The sequence below is a fragment of the Planktothricoides raciborskii GIHE-MW2 genome (assembly GCF_040564635.1).
GTDB lineage: Bacteria > Cyanobacteriota > Cyanobacteriia > Cyanobacteriales > Laspinemataceae > Planktothricoides > Planktothricoides raciborskii.
Window position 1 is genome coordinate 2,955,922 of the sequence record NZ_CP159837.1, and the last position, 16,282, is coordinate 2,972,203.

Below are 16,282 nucleotides of genomic sequence, written 5' to 3' on the forward strand. Positions count from 1 at the left end.
ATAGAAGTCTACGATCGCACACCACAACCTGCACTCGAATTTACTCTTGGAACGGTTCACTAATAATGGATAATCAGACCTACAGAACACCGGCATTCACGTTACCAGATTTGGTCGAAATCCAAAGAGCCAGCTTTCGGTGGTTTCTTGAAGTGGGACTCATAGAAGAACTAGAAAGTTTTTCCCCCATTGCGGACTATACGGGCAAGCTGGAACTTCATTTTATCGGCAAAAATTATAAACTGAAGCGCCCCAAATACGATGTAGATGAAGCAAAACGCCGTGATGCCACCTACGCGGTACAAATGTATGTGCCAACTCGCTTAATTAACAAAGAAACAGGCGAGATTAAAGAGCAGGAAGTCTTCATCGGCGACCTGCCTTTAATGACTGAACGGGGCACGTTCATTATCAACGGAGCCGAACGGGTAATCGTCAATCAAATTGTGCGATCCCCTGGGGTTTACTACAAATCAGAAACCGACAAAAATGGTCGGCGCTGCTACAACGCCAGCCTGATCCCCAACCGAGGGGCATGGCTGAAATTTGAGACGGATAAAAACGATATTGTCTGGGTGCGGATTGACAAAACTCGGAAACTGTCTGCCCATATTTTACTCAAAGCTTTGGGGCTGACGGATAACGAAATATTCGACACCATGCGTCACCCAGAGTATTACCAAAAAACCATCGAAAAAGAAGGGCAATACACCGAAGATGAAGCCCTGATGGAACTCTATAAAAAGCTGCGTCCCGGTGAACCCCCCACGGTTTCTGGCGGTCAACAACTGCTCGACTCGCGCTTCTTCGACCCCAAGCGCTATGACTTGGGCAAAGTCGGTCGGTACAAGCTGAATCGCAAATTACGCCTATCCATACCCGACAGCGTGCGCGTCCTGACACCCCAGGATATTCTCACCGCGATCGACTATCTGATTAACCTGGAATTTGACGTTGGTTCTACCGATGACATCGACCACTTGGGCAACCGTCGTGTCCGCTCGGTTGGCGAACTGCTGCAAAACCAAGTCCGCGTGGGGCTGAATCGATTAGAACGGATTATCCGGGAACGGATGACCGTTTCTGACTCCGATGCCTTAACTCCTGCTTCCTTAGTCAACCCCAAACCCTTAGTCGCCGCGATTAAAGAATTCTTTGGCTCCTCCCAACTGTCGCAGTTTATGGACCAAACCAACCCTCTGGCGGAACTGACCCATAAACGGCGGCTGTCTGCCCTCGGCCCTGGCGGTTTGACTCGCGAACGGGCTGGCTTTGCCGTGCGGGATATTCACCCGTCTCACTATGGCCGGATTTGCCCCATTGAAACCCCAGAAGGACCAAACGCTGGACTGATTGGCTCCTTGGCCACCCATGCGCGGGTAAATGACTATGGCTTTATTGAAACGCCATTTTATCCAGTGAAAAATGGCCGAGTCGATCGCTCTCAAGCACCCATCTTTATGACCGCTGACGAAGAAGACGATCGCCGCGTCGCCCCAGGGGATATTCCCATTGATGAAAATGGCTATATCCAAGGGGAAACCGTACCCGTGCGCTATCGCCAAGACTTCACCACCACCACCCCGGAACAAGTGGACTATGTGGCCATTTCCCCGGTGCAAATCATCTCCGTGGCCACCTCCTTAATTCCCTTCCTAGAACATGACGACGCCAACCGCGCCCTCATGGGGTCTAATATGCAGCGCCAAGCGGTGCCCTTGCTCAAACCGGAACGCCCCCTAGTCGGCACCGGACTCGAAACCCAAGCCGCGCGGGACTCTGGCATGGTCATCGTCTCCCGCACCGATGGTATTGTTACTTATGTAGATGCGACTCAAATTCGGGTACAGCCTCTTCCTAAGATTGAAGTAAACACAGGCAAACCAAAACTAGATGAAGTTTTGGAAGCAACTTCTGAGTTACTTGGTCAAAAACTGGCTTGGATGGTGATGCAACAACTCACAATGTCCGCAGTTACTGCCAGTAGTGGAATAGCAGTATCTACTCTAACTACCATTGATCCAAAGTTGTTATCAAACATTGATACTACTTTCCCATCTTTGATGATTGATAATCTCAAAGAGCATTTACTGGGTTTAATTCCCAACAAATTTCTGAAAGAACAATTTACACAGGTAATTGATTGGCTTTTTGAGCAGATCAAAAAGTACATCAGTAATCGCATTTATGAGGTGGTTAAATCTGTTGGAAATATCTTGCCACCAGGTTTGGCTCCAGCGGAAATAGAAATTGCTTTAGCTCGTTCTTTTGCTGCCTGGATTTTGCTTCCAGCACTGAGTTCTATTGCTGGAGTTTTGAAGGATATACTTTCTACGCAAGTTTTTGACCAACTTGTAGAATTTACTTGGAAGGCTGTAGCAACTTTTCAACATGGAGGCTGGAAACTGCTTCAGCAAGTTCCTCAGCTAATCAATGACTTAGCGCAACTACTTGCATCAGTCACAGATAGCCTGATCAAAGGACAACTGCTGAAACCTGCCAATATCTCACCAATAGTTCAGCCACAATTAGCTGAGATTACCTACGAACTCCAGAAATATCAACGGTCTAACCAAGATACCTGCTTAAATCAACGGCCTCTGGTCTATGAAGGCGACCAAGTTGTGCGCGGCCAAGTGTTAGCCGATGGTTCCTCCACCGAAGGCGGCGAACTAGCTTTGGGTCAGAATATCCTCGTGGCTTATATGCCTTGGGAAGGCTACAACTACGAAGACGCCATCCTAATTAGCGAGCGCTTAGTCTATGACGATATGTACACTTCCATTCACGTGGAAAAGTACGAGATTGAAGCCCGTCAGACCAAACTCGGCCCTGAAGAAATTACCCGCGAAATTCCTAACGTCGGGGAAGATGCCCTGCGGCAACTGGACGAAGGCGGCATTATTCGCATTGGCGCTTGGGTCGAATCCGGGGATATTTTAGTGGGTAAAGTCACCCCCAAAGGTGAATCAGACCAACCCCCAGAAGAAAAACTACTGCGAGCCATCTTCGGGGAAAAAGCGCGGGATGTGCGGGATAACTCCCTGCGGGTGCCCAATGGGGAAAAAGGTCGCGTCGTCGATGTCCGGGTATTTACCCGCGAACAAGGGGACGAACTGCCCCCCGGCGCCAACATGGTGGTGCGGGTGTATGTCGCCCAAAAACGCAAGATTCAAGTGGGCGATAAAATGGCTGGACGCCACGGCAACAAAGGGATTATTTCCCGAATTTTGCCGGATGAAGATATGCCCTACTTGCCCGATGGCACCCCAGTAGATATCGTCTTAAATCCTTTGGGTGTACCATCCCGGATGAATGTCGGCCAAATCTTTGAATGCTTGCTCGGTTGGGCTGGCCAAAATCTCAACGCTCGGTTTAAAGTCGTACCATTTGATGAAATGTACGGGGCGGAAATGTCCCGGAAGACTGTGCATGGCAAATTGCAAGAAGCTGCCAGTAAAAAAGGGAAAAATTGGGTTTACGACCCGGGAAACCCAGGCAAAATGGTGGTCTATGATGGCCGCACCGGAGAACCGTTTGATCGCCCCGTCACCGTGGGCAAAGCATATATGCTCAAGCTGGTGCATTTGGTGGATGACAAGATTCACGCTCGTTCCACCGGACCTTATTCTTTGGTGACACAACAACCCCTGGGTGGCAAAGCCCAACAAGGGGGTCAACGGTTTGGAGAAATGGAAGTGTGGGCTTTGGAAGCTTTTGGGTCTGCTTATACCCTCCAAGAACTTCTGACGGTGAAATCCGATGATATGCAAGGTCGGAATGAAGCCCTGAATGCGATCGTCAAAGGTAAAGCAATTCCTCGCCCTGGCACTCCAGAATCTTTCAAAGTGTTAATGCGAGAACTGCAATCACTTTGTTTAGATGTGGCTGTGCATAAGGTTGACACATCAGATGATGGCACTTCCCGCGATGTGGAAGTCGATTTAATGGCCGATGTCAATCAGCGCCGCACCCCATCTCGTCCTACTTATGAGGCAATTTCTGCCACTTCTTTTGCGGAGGACGAGGAAGATTAAAAATTAGCTGTTGGTTGATTGTTGATTGTTGATTGTTGTTAGTTGGAAAGTTGGTGGGTAGGGATTCTTTGGTTGTTAGTTGTTAGTTGTTAGTGCGATTCGTTCAGGCGGAAAGTCTAGGGATAAAACCCAAAACGTGCGTCTGGTGTAGGTTCTGACCTACATAACTCTGGGGGTGTACAGGATAGTCCTGTAGACAAAGATTCCCGGAGGGTTTTTCCTCCGAGGTCATAGACACCTCACCCCACGGTAAAGATTCACTATCTTTACTCGTGAAGCGGGTAGGAAAGCTGATCATCCCTAAGCAGATGGGAAAAATCAGCAAGTCAAGCGCTCATGGGCAGCGAGAGCGAATTCCCGGCTTGAACCCTCTCCAAACAAAAGTAGCGAAACTGCTTGTTACGCTGCGTCCAAAATGGCATAGGGAAAGGTGACGAATTTAACAAGTCAGTCACAAAGGAATCCCAGAAATACCTAGGGGGACAGGGAAGACCCTAAAAGCGCATTCAACCACCACTAGGGAACGAAGTAAACCCATATTTCTCTTACCAGTAATGGTAAGTAGCGATAGTGTGTAAGCGGATGAAATATTGGGAATGGGATGTGGCAAGAAAGCTCTTTTCCGCCGGTTTTGCCAGTGGATATGCAGACGTGCCACGGCTGTGAAGTTAGCGATTATTAGTAAGTCCAAAGGACGCACAAAACCAGTCGCTTACGACATGGTGTGATTTTAAAGGGACAAAGGATGAACGCTATGCCAAACGGGAACGTTTAACGACTTCCCCATTAGGATGCTATTGGTTTAGCAAGCGCAGCTAGGAGCGGAGTGCCGCGAAAGTGGCACGCTCCGTTCTGAATGGGAGGTGGGAGTTGTGAAGCTCCCATCGACCCCTACCGTGCGATTCGTTCAGGCGGAAAGTCTAGGGATAAAACCCAAAACGTGCGTCTGGTGTAGGTTCTGACCTACATAACTCTGGGGGTGTACAGGATAGTCCTGTAGACAAAGATTCCCGGAGGGTTTTTCCTCCGAGGTCATAGACACCTCACCCCACGGTAAAGATTCACTATCTTTACTCGTGAAGCGGGTAGGAAAGCTGATCATCCCTAAGCAGATGGGAAAAATCAGCAAGTCAAGCGCTCATGGGCAGCGAGAGCGAATTCCCGGCTTGAATCCTCTCCAAACAAAAGTAGCGAAACTGCTTGTTACGCTGCGTCCAAAATGGCATAGGGAAAGGTGACGAATTTAACAAGTCAGTCACAAAGGAATCCCAGAAATACCTAGGGGGACAGGGAAGACCCTAAAAGCGCATTCAACCACCACTAGGGAACGAAGTAAACCCATATTTCTCTTACCAGTAATGGTAAGTAGCGATAGTGTGTAAGCGGATGAAATATTGGGAATGGGATGTGGCAAGAAAGCTCTTTTCCGCCGGTTTTGCCAGTGGATATGCAGACGTGCCACGGCTGTGAAGTTAGCGATTATTAGTAAGTCCAAAGGACGCACAAAACCAGTCGCTTACGACATGGTGTGATTTTAAAGGGACAAAGGATGAACGCTATGCCAAACGGGAACGTTTAACGACTTCCCCATTAGGATGCTATTGGTTTAGCAAGCGCAGCTAGGAGCGGAGTGCCGCGAAAGTGGCACGCTCCGTTCTGAATGGGAGGTGGGAGTTGTGAAGCTCCCATCGACCCCTACCGTTTAGCTAACAACTAACAACTAACAACTAACAATCAAGTTTCTAACAATCAACTTTCCAACTTTCCAAAAAAGAACAATCAACTAATAACCATCAACCACCAACCACCAACAAACAACAACCAACCACCAACAAAGAACAGATTCAAACTATGCCAAAACTAGAGCAACGCTTTGATTATGTAAAAATTGGGTTGGCTTCACCCGATCGCATTCGGGAATGGGGCGAAAGAATTTTACCGGCGGAGTTGGGCTTGTGTACGATCTGCATACCCGCCCCCCCGTATAGTTAAAATGCTGATTAAAATGCCTATTAAAATGCCCCAGTCGCGCAGTAAACACGGCTGAGGCGTTACCAACGTATCGAGTTAAGGACCAACGTTGATATGTCCCATTATGTCACAGTTCCTCCTCAACTTCTAGGAGAATTAGTCGAATCTGGTTGTATTATCTATATCGGCCCAGGCAATGGTAATGGCTACGGCGTTAAGCGGGTTCAGGGCAAAAAGTGCTATGCTCATCGATTGGGCTAAGTTAGGAAGACCACTAAAGCAGGGATACTGCGCCTGTCACACCTGTGATGTCCGTAACTGCATCAATCCTGAGCATCTATTTGAGGGGACTTACTCGGAAAATACCTTAGATGCGGTTAAAAAGGGTCGATATTGCAAGCATAGTCAAAAGTTATCGGAGTCAGAGATTTGGGAAATTAGGCGGCAGTTATATATGAAAAATAGCCATACAGAATTGGCGCAAATGTATGGTGTCACTGTAGCTCGGATTGGCCAAATCAATAAACTTTATTTTCCTGAAACTGTAGTTAAGCCGAAACTTAATAAGGAGATAGCTGATGAAATTAGAGGGCGATTGGCGGCAGGAGAAAAAGGTTCTCATTTGGCTAAGGCTTATGGCGTTAGTGACAGAATGATTCGGAAGATTAAAAACGGTGAGGTTTACAAGTAATTGCAGGACGAATTATGCCAAAACTAGAGCAACGCTTTGATTATGTAAAAATTGGGTTGGCCTCACCCGATCGCATTCGGGAATGGGGCGAACGCATTTTACCCAATGGCCAAGTAGTCGGAGAAGTCACTAAACCAGAGACTATAAATTACCGCACGCTCAAACCTGAAATGGACGGTTTGTTCTGTGAGCGAATCTTTGGCCCAGCAAAAGATTGGGAATGCCACTGCGGTAAATACAAAAGAGTACGCCACCGGGGAATCGTCTGTGAACGCTGTGGCGTCGAAGTCACCGAATCCCGCGTCCGCCGCCACCGCATGGGCTACATCAGACTAGCCGCCCCCGTCACCCATGTTTGGTATCTCAAAGGCATACCTAGCTATATGTCCATCCTACTGGATATGCCCCTACGAGACGTAGAACAAATCGTCTATTTCAACTCCTACGTCGTCCTCAGTCCGGGGAACGCGGAAAACCTGGCTTATAAGCAACTACTCACAGAAGACGAGTGGATGCGGATTGAAGATGAAATGTATGTGGAAGATTCCGACCTAGCCGGAATCGAAGTAGGCATTGGCGCCGAGGCAGTGCAGCGGTTGTTGCAAGACTTGAACTTGGAGCAAGAAGCCGAATCCTTGCGCGAAGAAATTGCCAACTCCAAAGGCCAAAAACGGGCAAAGCTAATTAAACGCTTGCGGGTAATTGATAACTTTATTGCCACAGGTAGCTGCCCCGATTGGATGGTATTGGAATATATCCCGGTGATTCCTCCAGACCTGCGCCCAATGGTGCAGTTAGACGGGGGTCGCTTTGCCACCAGTGATTTAAATGACTTGTATCGGCGCGTAATTAACCGCAATAATCGCCTCGCCCGGTTGCAGGAGATTTTAGCCCCAGAGATTATCATCCGTAATGAAAAGCGGATGCTCCAAGAAGCCGTCGATGCCCTGATTGATAACGGTCGCCGGGGCCGCACGGTGGTGGGGGCAAATAATCGTCCCCTGAAGTCCCTGTCAGACATTATTGAAGGGAAACAAGGTCGTTTTCGGCAAAATCTCCTGGGAAAACGGGTGGACTATTCTGGCCGTTCGGTGATTGTGGTCGGCCCAAAACTGGCCATTCACCAGTGTGGTTTACCCAGAGAAATGGCGATCGAATTGTTCCAACCCTTTGTAATTCATCGGTTGATTCGCCAAGGACTGGTGAACAATATTAAGGCGGCGAAAAAACTGATTCAACGGGGCGACCCAACGGTCTGGGATGTGCTCGAAGATGTGATTACCGGCCATCCGGTGCTGTTAAACCGTGCCCCGACGTTGCACCGTTTGGGGATTCAAGCCTTTGAGCCGATGCTGGTAGACGGACGAGCGATTCAGTTGCACCCCCTGGTCTGTCCGGCATTTAATGCGGACTTTGATGGCGACCAAATGGCTGTCCATGTCCCCTTGTCCTTGGAAGCTCAAGCCGAAGCCCGTTTGTTGATGCTGGCTAGTAACAATATTATGTCTCCAGCGACAGGTCAGCCGATTGTGGCGCCTTCTCAGGATATGGTGTTGGGCTGTTATTATTTGACGGCAAATAATCCCCAGGGTCAAGAAAGTGCTGGCAAGTATTTTGCCAATATGGATGATGTGGAAGTTGCCTACGACCAGAAACAGGTTTCTTTGCATACTTTGGTCTGGGTGCGCGTTGACCCAGAGATGGAGATGGAAACCGATAAGCCAGAAGAACCACCGGAAGTTACCCAGTATCCAGATGGCACGGTGTTAAAGCTTTATTGGATGCCGTTAGAGATTAATTTGTTGCCTCAGTTGACCGAAGCACCCCAGCAAATACAGCACTCTGATGGCACCGTGGAGCAATTGACCAGTTTGTCCCGGGTAATTACTGATGCTACAGGTCAGGTGATTGCGTCTTATATTAAGTCTCGCCAAGTTCGAGAAGTTAAAGGACGGCCAGCTTCTCAGTATATTTTGACTACCCCTGGGCGGATTATCTTAAATCAGGCGATCGCCCGCATTTTGGCTTAGAAACCCAGCCTTGGAAATTCGGAAAAAAACCGGGTTTCTGGAGGGTTTCTGGAGGGTTTCTGGAAACACAACTAACTAAGAGAACTTAAGAGAATTAAGATGCAAAAAATCCGTTTTCTCAACCGAGTTATTAATAAAGGGCAGCTAAAAAAGTTAATGGCCTCAGCCTTTATTAATTATGGGACGGCTCGTTCAGCCCAGATGGCCGATTGCTTAAAAAATTTAGGATTTCACTACGCTACAAAGGCAGGAGTTTCTATTAGTGTAGATGACCTAAAAGTTCCGCCGTCTAAACGGAAATTACTCCTAGAAGCAGAACAGGAAATTTCTGAAACCGAAGCCCGTTATAGCCGAGGAGAAATTACCGAAGTCGAACGATTCCAGAAGGTAATTGATACTTGGAATGGCACCTCTGAAGCTTTGAAAGATGAAGTGGTGAAATATTTCCGCGCTTCTGACCCGCTCAATAGTGTCTATATGATGGCATTTTCTGGCGCCCGGGGGAATATTTCTCAGGTGCGGCAGTTGGTGGGGATGCGGGGTCTGATGGCTAACCCCCAAGGGGAAATTATCGATTTGCCGATTAAAACTAATTTCCGCGAAGGACTGACGGTGACGGAGTATATTATCTCCAGTTACGGGGCGCGGAAAGGTTTGGTGGATACCGCTTTGCGGACGGCAGATTCGGGGTATTTGACCAGACGTTTGGTGGATGTGTCCCAAGATGTGATTGTCCGGGAGGTGGACTGCGGCACGGAACGCGGCATTGTTCAGCGGGCCATGACTGATGGTTCTAAAATCTTGATTCCTTTGAAAGACCGGCTGCTGGGGCGGACGGTGGGCAAAGATGTGCTCCATCCCCAAACCGGAGAGGTTTTGGTAGCCCGAAATCAGGTGATTACTCAAGAGTTGGCTGGGGTAATTGATAAGGCAAAGGTGCAAGAAATATTGCTGCGATCGCCCCTAACTTGTGAATCGCCCCGGTCGGTCTGCCAAACTTGCTACGGCTGGAGTTTAGCCCATGCTCACTTGGTAGACCTGGGAGAAGCGGTGGGGATTATTGCTGCCCAATCCATTGGCGAACCAGGAACACAGTTAACTATGCGGACATTCCACACCGGAGGGGTCTTTACCGGAGAAGTAGCCCGCGTGGTGCGATCGCCAATGGCGGGAACGTTGCGCTATGACAAACAATTGCGGACTAGACCATTCCGCACCCGTCATGGAGATGATGCCTTTGTGGTAGAAAATCTCACTGGGGAAATCGTGGTGGTAGGGGCAGGAAATGCAGAGGAACAAAGTTTCACCGTAACCCAAGGGACAACAATTTTAGTCAAAGATGGCGGCGCCGTAATCAGTGACCAAATCTTGGCGGAAGTGCCTTTTTCGGGACGCACCGCCCGGAAAAATACAGAAAAAGCTACTAAGGATGTGGCCTCGGATTTGTCTGGAGAGGTGTTGTTCGCCGATGTGGTGCCAGAAGAAAAAGTTGACCGCCAAGGAAACTCCACCCGGATTGCCCAGCGCGGTGGTTTGCTGTGGGTTCTCTCCGGGGAAGTTTACAATTTACCCCCAGGGGCAGAGCCAGTAGTGAAAAATGGCGATCAGGTGGCTTATGGCACTACTTTGGCCGAAACTAAGCTGGTTACGGAAAATGGCGGGGTGGTGCGACTGCCTGCGGAATGTCCAGAAGGAGAAATCCCCCGCGAGGTGGAAATTATTACCGCTTCGGTGGTGCTCGACCAAGCGAAAGTCAGAGAGGAATCTTCCGCTGGTCGGGAAATGTACATGATCGAAACAGTCCACGAGCAGTTATTTTCTCTCAAAGCCGCCCCAGGGACTAAGGTTCTTTCTGGGCAAGTGGTGGCCGAACTGATTGACAATACCTATCGCACCCAAACCGGCGGCATGATTAAATATGCCGGGGTGGAAGTGGCCAAGCGGGGTAAAGCCAAACAGGGTTATGAGGTGGTCAAAGGGGGTACGCTGTTGTGGATTCCCGAAGAATGCCATGAGGTGAATAAGGATATCTCTCTGTTGCAGGTGGAAGAAGGTCAATATGTGGAAGCCGGCACAGAGATTGTTAAGGATATCTACTGCCAAAATAATGGGGTAGTGGAAATTGTCCAGAAAAACGATATTCTGCGCGAGGTGATTATTAAGCCCGGTTCAATTCATATGTCCGATGACCCAGAGGAGATGATGAACCTGGATGGTCAGTTCGCCCAAGCGGGTGAGGAAGTTCTGCCCGGACTGGTGGCAGAAAACCTGAGTTATTTGGAATATGTGGAAACTACCGAAGGGGCAGCTATCTTGCTCCGCAAGGTAGAAGAGTTTGCGGTTCCCGACGAGCCGTCGGTGCCGTCCCAAGAGTCGATCGCCGATAGTACCGGGCGATCGCAGATTCAGTTGCGTTCGGTGCAGCGGATTCCCTACAAGGATGGCGATCGGGTTAAGTCCGTAGAAGGACTGGAACTGCTGCGAACTCAGTTGGTGCTGGAAATTGGCAAAGATGTGGCTCAATTGGCCGCCGACATTGAAATTGTCCCCGATGAAGAAGATGAAACTATCAAGCGCCTACAGTTGGTGATTTTGGAATCATTGGTGATTCGTCGGGATGTGATGGCCGATGCCACCAGCGGCAGCACCGTCACTCGCTTATTGGTGAAAGATGGCGACCAAATTGAGCCGGGTGCCTGTGTAGCGCGGACAGAAATTTTAGGTAAGGAAGCTGGGGTGGTGCGCGGTATTCGTCAAGGGGCGGAAGCTGTGCGCCGGATTTTGGTGATGCGATCAGATGACCAAAAAACTATTTCCGTGCCGACTAAACCTAAAGTAAAAGTGGGCGACCTGGTGGTGGCCGGAACCGAAATTGCCCCGGGCGTGCCTGCGGAGATTTCTGGGGAAGTTTTACAGGTTAATCCGTCGGCGACGGATTCGGGCAGCAGTTCGGGGGGCAGTTCGGGGGGCAGCTATCAGCTATTGCTGCGAGAAGGCCGTCCCTATCGGGTGTCCTCTGGTGCGGTGTTGCACGTGGATGATGGGGCACTGGTACAGCGGGGCGATAACCTGGTGTTGCTGGTGTTTGAACGGGGTAAGACCGGGGATATTATCCAGGGTTTGCCTCGGATTGAGGAATTGCTGGAAGCCCGCAAACCCAAAGAATCTTGCGTGTTGGCCAAGCGCCCCGGTACTACAGAGGTGGTCTATGACCAGGATGAAAATGTCGAGGTCAAAGTCATCGAAGATGATGGCACGGTGACAGAGTATCCCATTAGCCCCGGGTTGAATGCGATCGTTTCAGACCATCAATTAGTTGCCGCTGGGGAAGCCCTGACTGATGGGCCAATTAATCCCCATGAGTTGCTAGAAATTTTGTTTAACTGGCAGCGGGAACAAGTGGGGAATTTTGAAGCCGCGTTGAACAGCTTTGAACGAGTGCAGCACTTCTTGGTGAATGAGGTGCAGTCGGTGTATCAGTCTCAGGGGATTGATATTTCCGATAAGCATATTGAGGTGATTGTGCGCCAGATGACCAATAAGGTGCGGATTGATGACGGCGGCGATACCACCATGTTGCCGGGAGAATTGATCGAACTACGTCAGGTGGAACAGGTGAATGAGGCAATGTCGATCACTGGCGGCGCCCCGGCAGAATATACGCCAATGCTGTTGGGGATTACTAAGGCTTCGTTGAATACCGATAGCTTTATTTCCGCAGCTTCTTTCCAAGAAACTACCCGCGTTCTGACTGAGGCGGCGATCGAAGGTAAGTCCGACTGGCTGCGCGGTTTGAAAGAAAACGTGATTATCGGGCGGTTGATTCCCGCTGGTACGGGCTACAACGCTTATGACCAACTTGCTGGTGCGATCGATGTGGAACCGGACGATGAGGATATTATCGAAGATTACTTTGATGACGACCAGACCGGCTTGCTAGACGACCAGACAGCCCGCAATTATGGCGCTTGGGCGGAAGATGAGTCTGGGCTGACCTTGGTAGGCGAAGAACCCGGAAAAAATCGGTTTTCGACTTTGAGTTACGACGAAGAGTCAGAATTTGACTTGGGAAGTTCGGCGACGACTCGCAAGTCTAAGGGACGCGGGAAAACCAGCCAAAAAGGTCGGCGAGCAGGGCGATCGTCTCGGTTTGTATCGATTGTTGACAGCGATGAAGATTTGCTGCCACAAATCCTTGATGATGAGGATTTAGATGATAAGGATGACGATTTCTTTGATGATGATTTCGATGAGGACGACGATATGTAATTCGTTGGGCAAATAGTGAAGAGTAAATAGACGTAGGTTGGGTTTCGTGCCTCAACCCAACTTGCAGAGAGTAAAGAGTGAATAGTTAAGAGTGAAATGAAATATCACTATTCACTCTTCACTATTCACTCTTAACTTTTCACTATTCACTCTTAACTTTTCACTCTTAACTTTTCACTATTCACTCTTTACTCTTAACTTTTCACTATTCACTCTTAAATTTTCACTTTTCACTCTTAAATTTTCACTTTTCACTCTTTAATCTTAACTTTTCCCTCTTAACTTTTCCCTCTTAAATTTTCACTTTTCACTCTTAACTTTTCACTGTCTAAATCACCATGAATCACCATGACCACAATCAGAAGAATCATATACACGAGGAAAATCAAGAAAAAGACGGGGAAATTGCCGGTGTGGACGAAAAAAGGTCTGATTCCTCTCATGTTCATGTTCATAGTGAGGAATCTTTGCGGTCAATTGTTAATAGATTATCCCGAATTGAGGGACATATTCGGGGGATTAAAACAATGGTTCAAGAGTCGCGTCCTTGTCCAGAAGTGTTGATTCAAATTGCGGCAGTCAGAGGGGCTTTGGATAAGGTGGCTAGGGTGATTCTGGATGAACATTTAACGGATTGTATTGCCAGAGCCGCTCTTGAAGGGAATATAGAACAGGAAATTGAAGAATTAAAGGCGGCTCTTGACCGTTTTTTATGAAATGTTATTTGTTGGGTAGGGATTCTTTGTTTGTTGGGGAACGGGGAACGGTTATCAGGAGCCACTGCGATCTTGGGGTCTCCCCAAGTCTAGCAAGTGGCGTGGAACGGGGAAAGTGAAAAGTGGTAGGGGCTTTCTGGCCATATAGCCTGACGGATTATGCTTCGCAAGGACGCCCGTACAAAAAAAATATCACTCTTCACTATTCACTCTTCACTATTCACTTTTCCCTCTTCACTCTTCACTATTCACTCTTCACTTTTCACTTTTCCCTACACCCTCTCTTTTTATTTGGCACAGCGAAATCCGACAAAGATTTGCCGAATCCAAGGCTGATACCAGTTGCGAAAACTGCCCCGAATAACCCAAGGACGAGTGACACAACTACCGCCTCTAAGGACTTGGTGTTGATTGTCAAAATATGTCATGGAATATCCCGGATAGGGATAAGCTTCAAAACCTGGATATCCGGCAAATTTGCTGGCTGTCCATTCCCAGGCGTTGCCCATCATGTCATAGCAGCCGTAGGGACTGATGCCCTGTGGGTAGGCATCGACTGGGGTGGTGGGGGGATTAAAGGGGGAGTTAAGAGAACGATTGTGGTTACAAAGGTGCGGTTGAGGGGGTTCTTTGCCCCAGGGATAGATTTGCTTTTGTTGGGTTTTTGGATTCCAACAGGCGGCTTTTTCCCATTCCGCTTCCGTGGGTAGTCGTTTGCCGACGAAGTTGCTGTAGGCTTCGGCTTCATACCAACTGACGCCACAGACTGGGTGGAGATCGAGGGAGTCAGAAACCGGCTTTATTTCAGAGAAATCCGGTTTCGTCCAGTATAGGGGTTCGGTGATTTGTGCTGCTTGGCGCCATTGCCATCCTTCTTTTGACCAAAATTCAGGATTTTGGTAGCCTCCATCGCCGATAAATTGGCGATATTGACCTCGGCTTACTGGGTAGCGATCGATGTAGTATGTGGGCAAATACTGAAGATGACGGGGGCGCTCGTTGTCGAGGGCGGCGATCGCATTTGACCCTTGGGCAAATTCACCCGCAGGAATTTCTATCATTTCGTCCAGGACGGGTTCAGAAACCGAGTCAGAAACCTGGTTTCTTGTCTGGTTCTTTTGGAGTTGTAGCAGAAACAAAATAGTTTCACAGTGTTGACTTTCATGTTGGACGATGAAGTGCCAAAGCCTTTCTTGACTGTCTATAGGCGCAATTTCTAGGTACTGCAAGACTTTTTGCCGAATGAGTTCTAGGTTTTGGCAGGTTTCTGCTAAGGTGGGCAGGTTAATTCGTTGATTTTTCGGTAAGCCATCGGCAGCATAAAGTTGATGATATTGAGGAAACATCGGTGGCTGTTGAGCGCAATGTTGGAGCAACCATAAGGCTTCGGTGTGGCCAATGTGACCTAGGTGCCAGCCTACGGGACTGAAGTCGGGGTGGATGTGCTGACAAAATATTTCATTATTTAAGGAGGCAAAAATTTTTAGGGTGCTGGCGCGGCATTGCTGCATTGCTTCCCGGATTTGCGATCGCGATGACTGGGTAAGCGATGACTGGGTAAGCGATGACTGGGTGGGCGATGACTGGGTGGGCGATGACTGGGTGGATAGGTTGGACTCAGATGGGTAGGACATGGGTCTCCATATTTTCTGTGATGGTGAGAAAACTTTGTGGGGCACAGAGATGCCAATCCCCAATGAATAAGGGTTCTGAGGCAATGATGGCAGAGTGGGGAAAGGAGTTATGGTGAGATAACCAGTAAAGGGTTGGGGGTGTGGCACCTAGGGAGTAGCGAGTAGCAACAAGTTCCCGTCCGTTGCTGATGATTAGGTTGGCGGATATTTTGGTGGGGTTTGAGTTGGCTAGGTGGTTAAGGCTGTGTATGGTGTCTTTCAGGGCTGCGGTGATTTGAGCAATGTTGGCAGGTTGCTGGGGGCTATGGGCATTGCTGCGAGTTTGTAAGTGGTGGATGAATAGGGCAAAGATATGTTCTGAGTCGGTGCTGCCTTGTATGAGTTGGTAGGCGGTGTCGTTGAGGCGATCGCGAATTGGTCGGTAGAGAGTTTGGCGGAAGTTTTCAATAAATCCGTTGTGGGTGAAAAGAAGACGGCCATGCTTGAAGGGCTGGCAGTTACTCAGGTCTACGGGTTGTCCGGCGGTGGCGCTGCGAATATTAGCAAGTATGCAGCCTGACTGGATGTAGCCGCTGAGTTCTGGGAGGTTGATGTCACTCCAGATGGGTAGGATGTTTTTGTATATAAAGGGGTCGGTTTCTGCGGTTGAGTGATACCAGCCAATGCCAAAGCCATCAGCATTGACGACTCCAGAAGTCATTTCTCGCGGCTGATAGCTTTGAACAATTAGAGAGTGTTCTGGTTGGTTTAGTAGGCGATCGAGGGAAATTGGTTGCCCTAAGTAGCCGAGTAAGCGACACATAATTTTGTTGTTGGTTGTTGGTTATTGGTTATTGGTTGGTGGTTGTTGGTTGTTTGGGTTGGCTGAACCTGTTTGAGTTTGGCAAAGCATTGTACGACATAGAGGGAATTTTGCTGGAAAAGCGATCGCATA

At 48.8% G+C, this 16,282-nt stretch carries 8 protein-coding genes; 6 read left to right on the top strand and 2 right to left on the bottom strand.

Annotation, left to right across the window (positions count from 1 at the left end; translation table 11 throughout):
* Positions 1–65: 65 nt before the first annotated feature.
* The 6 genes from ABWT76_RS12535 to ABWT76_RS12560 all read left to right on the top strand — a co-directional run bounded on the left by ABWT76_RS12535 (position 66) and on the right by ABWT76_RS12560 (position 13,714).
* On the top strand, positions 66–4,037 hold the full coding sequence (locus tag ABWT76_RS12535) for a hypothetical protein (RefSeq protein ID WP_231636813.1): 3,972 nt from the start codon (positions 66–68) through the stop codon (positions 4,035–4,037).
* Between the two features lie 2,085 nt (positions 4,038–6,122).
* Positions 6,123–6,269 (top strand): hypothetical protein, encoded by a 147-nt coding sequence (locus ABWT76_RS12540; protein WP_156331967.1) that lies wholly within the window; start codon positions 6,123–6,125, stop codon positions 6,267–6,269.
* Positions 6,250–6,699: an HNH endonuclease gene (locus ABWT76_RS12545; protein ID WP_156331968.1), complete on the top strand. Its 450-nt coding sequence runs from the start codon at positions 6,250–6,252 to the stop codon at positions 6,697–6,699. The genes ABWT76_RS12540 and ABWT76_RS12545 overlap by 20 nt, the downstream gene beginning before the upstream one ends.
* Before the next feature lie 14 nt (positions 6,700–6,713).
* Entirely contained in the window at positions 6,714–8,729 is a 2,016-nt protein-coding gene (locus ABWT76_RS12550; RefSeq protein ID WP_054469096.1) for a DNA-directed RNA polymerase subunit gamma, read from the top strand.
* A 93-nt stretch (positions 8,730–8,822) separates the two neighbouring features.
* Positions 8,823–12,998: a DNA-directed RNA polymerase subunit beta' gene (locus ABWT76_RS12555; RefSeq protein ID WP_369817794.1), complete on the top strand. Its 4,176-nt coding sequence runs from the start codon at positions 8,823–8,825 to the stop codon at positions 12,996–12,998.
* A gap of 338 nt (positions 12,999–13,336) precedes the next feature.
* Positions 13,337–13,714: a metal-sensing transcriptional repressor gene (locus ABWT76_RS12560; RefSeq protein WP_082349001.1), complete on the top strand. Its 378-nt coding sequence runs from the start codon at positions 13,337–13,339 to the stop codon at positions 13,712–13,714.
* A 287-nt stretch (positions 13,715–14,001) separates the two neighbouring features.
* On the opposite strand, the gene ABWT76_RS12565 is transcribed toward ABWT76_RS12560, so the two are convergent.
* The gene (locus tag ABWT76_RS12565) at positions 14,002–15,225 is read right to left on the bottom strand and encodes an ergothioneine biosynthesis protein EgtB (protein ID WP_354636409.1); all 1,224 of its coding nucleotides are present in this window, start codon (positions 15,223–15,225) and stop codon (positions 14,002–14,004) included.
* 106 nt (positions 15,226–15,331) lie between these two features.
* Positions 15,332–16,150: an ergothioneine biosynthesis protein EgtC gene (egtC, locus tag ABWT76_RS12570; protein WP_190880201.1), complete on the bottom strand. Its 819-nt coding sequence runs from the start codon at positions 16,148–16,150 to the stop codon at positions 15,332–15,334.
* Positions 16,151–16,282 lie beyond the last annotated feature (132 nt).

Coding starts and splice junctions, on each gene's coding strand:
- ABWT76_RS12535 (WP_231636813.1), top strand. CDS start 66: ATGGATAATCAGACCTACAGAACACCGGCATTCACGTTACCAGATTTG.
- ABWT76_RS12540 (WP_156331967.1), top strand. CDS start 6,123: ATGTCCCATTATGTCACAGTTCCTCCTCAACTTCTAGGAGAATTAGTC.
- ABWT76_RS12545 (WP_156331968.1), top strand. CDS start 6,250: ATGCTCATCGATTGGGCTAAGTTAGGAAGACCACTAAAGCAGGGATAC.
- ABWT76_RS12550 (WP_054469096.1), top strand. CDS start 6,714: ATGCCAAAACTAGAGCAACGCTTTGATTATGTAAAAATTGGGTTGGCC.
- ABWT76_RS12560 (WP_082349001.1), top strand. CDS start 13,337: ATGAATCACCATGACCACAATCAGAAGAATCATATACACGAGGAAAAT.
- ABWT76_RS12565 (WP_354636409.1), bottom strand. CDS start 15,225: ATGCAGCAATGCCGCGCCAGCACCCTAAAAATTTTTGCCTCCTTAAAT.
- egtC (WP_190880201.1), bottom strand. CDS start 16,150: ATGTGTCGCTTACTCGGCTACTTAGGGCAACCAATTTCCCTCGATCGC.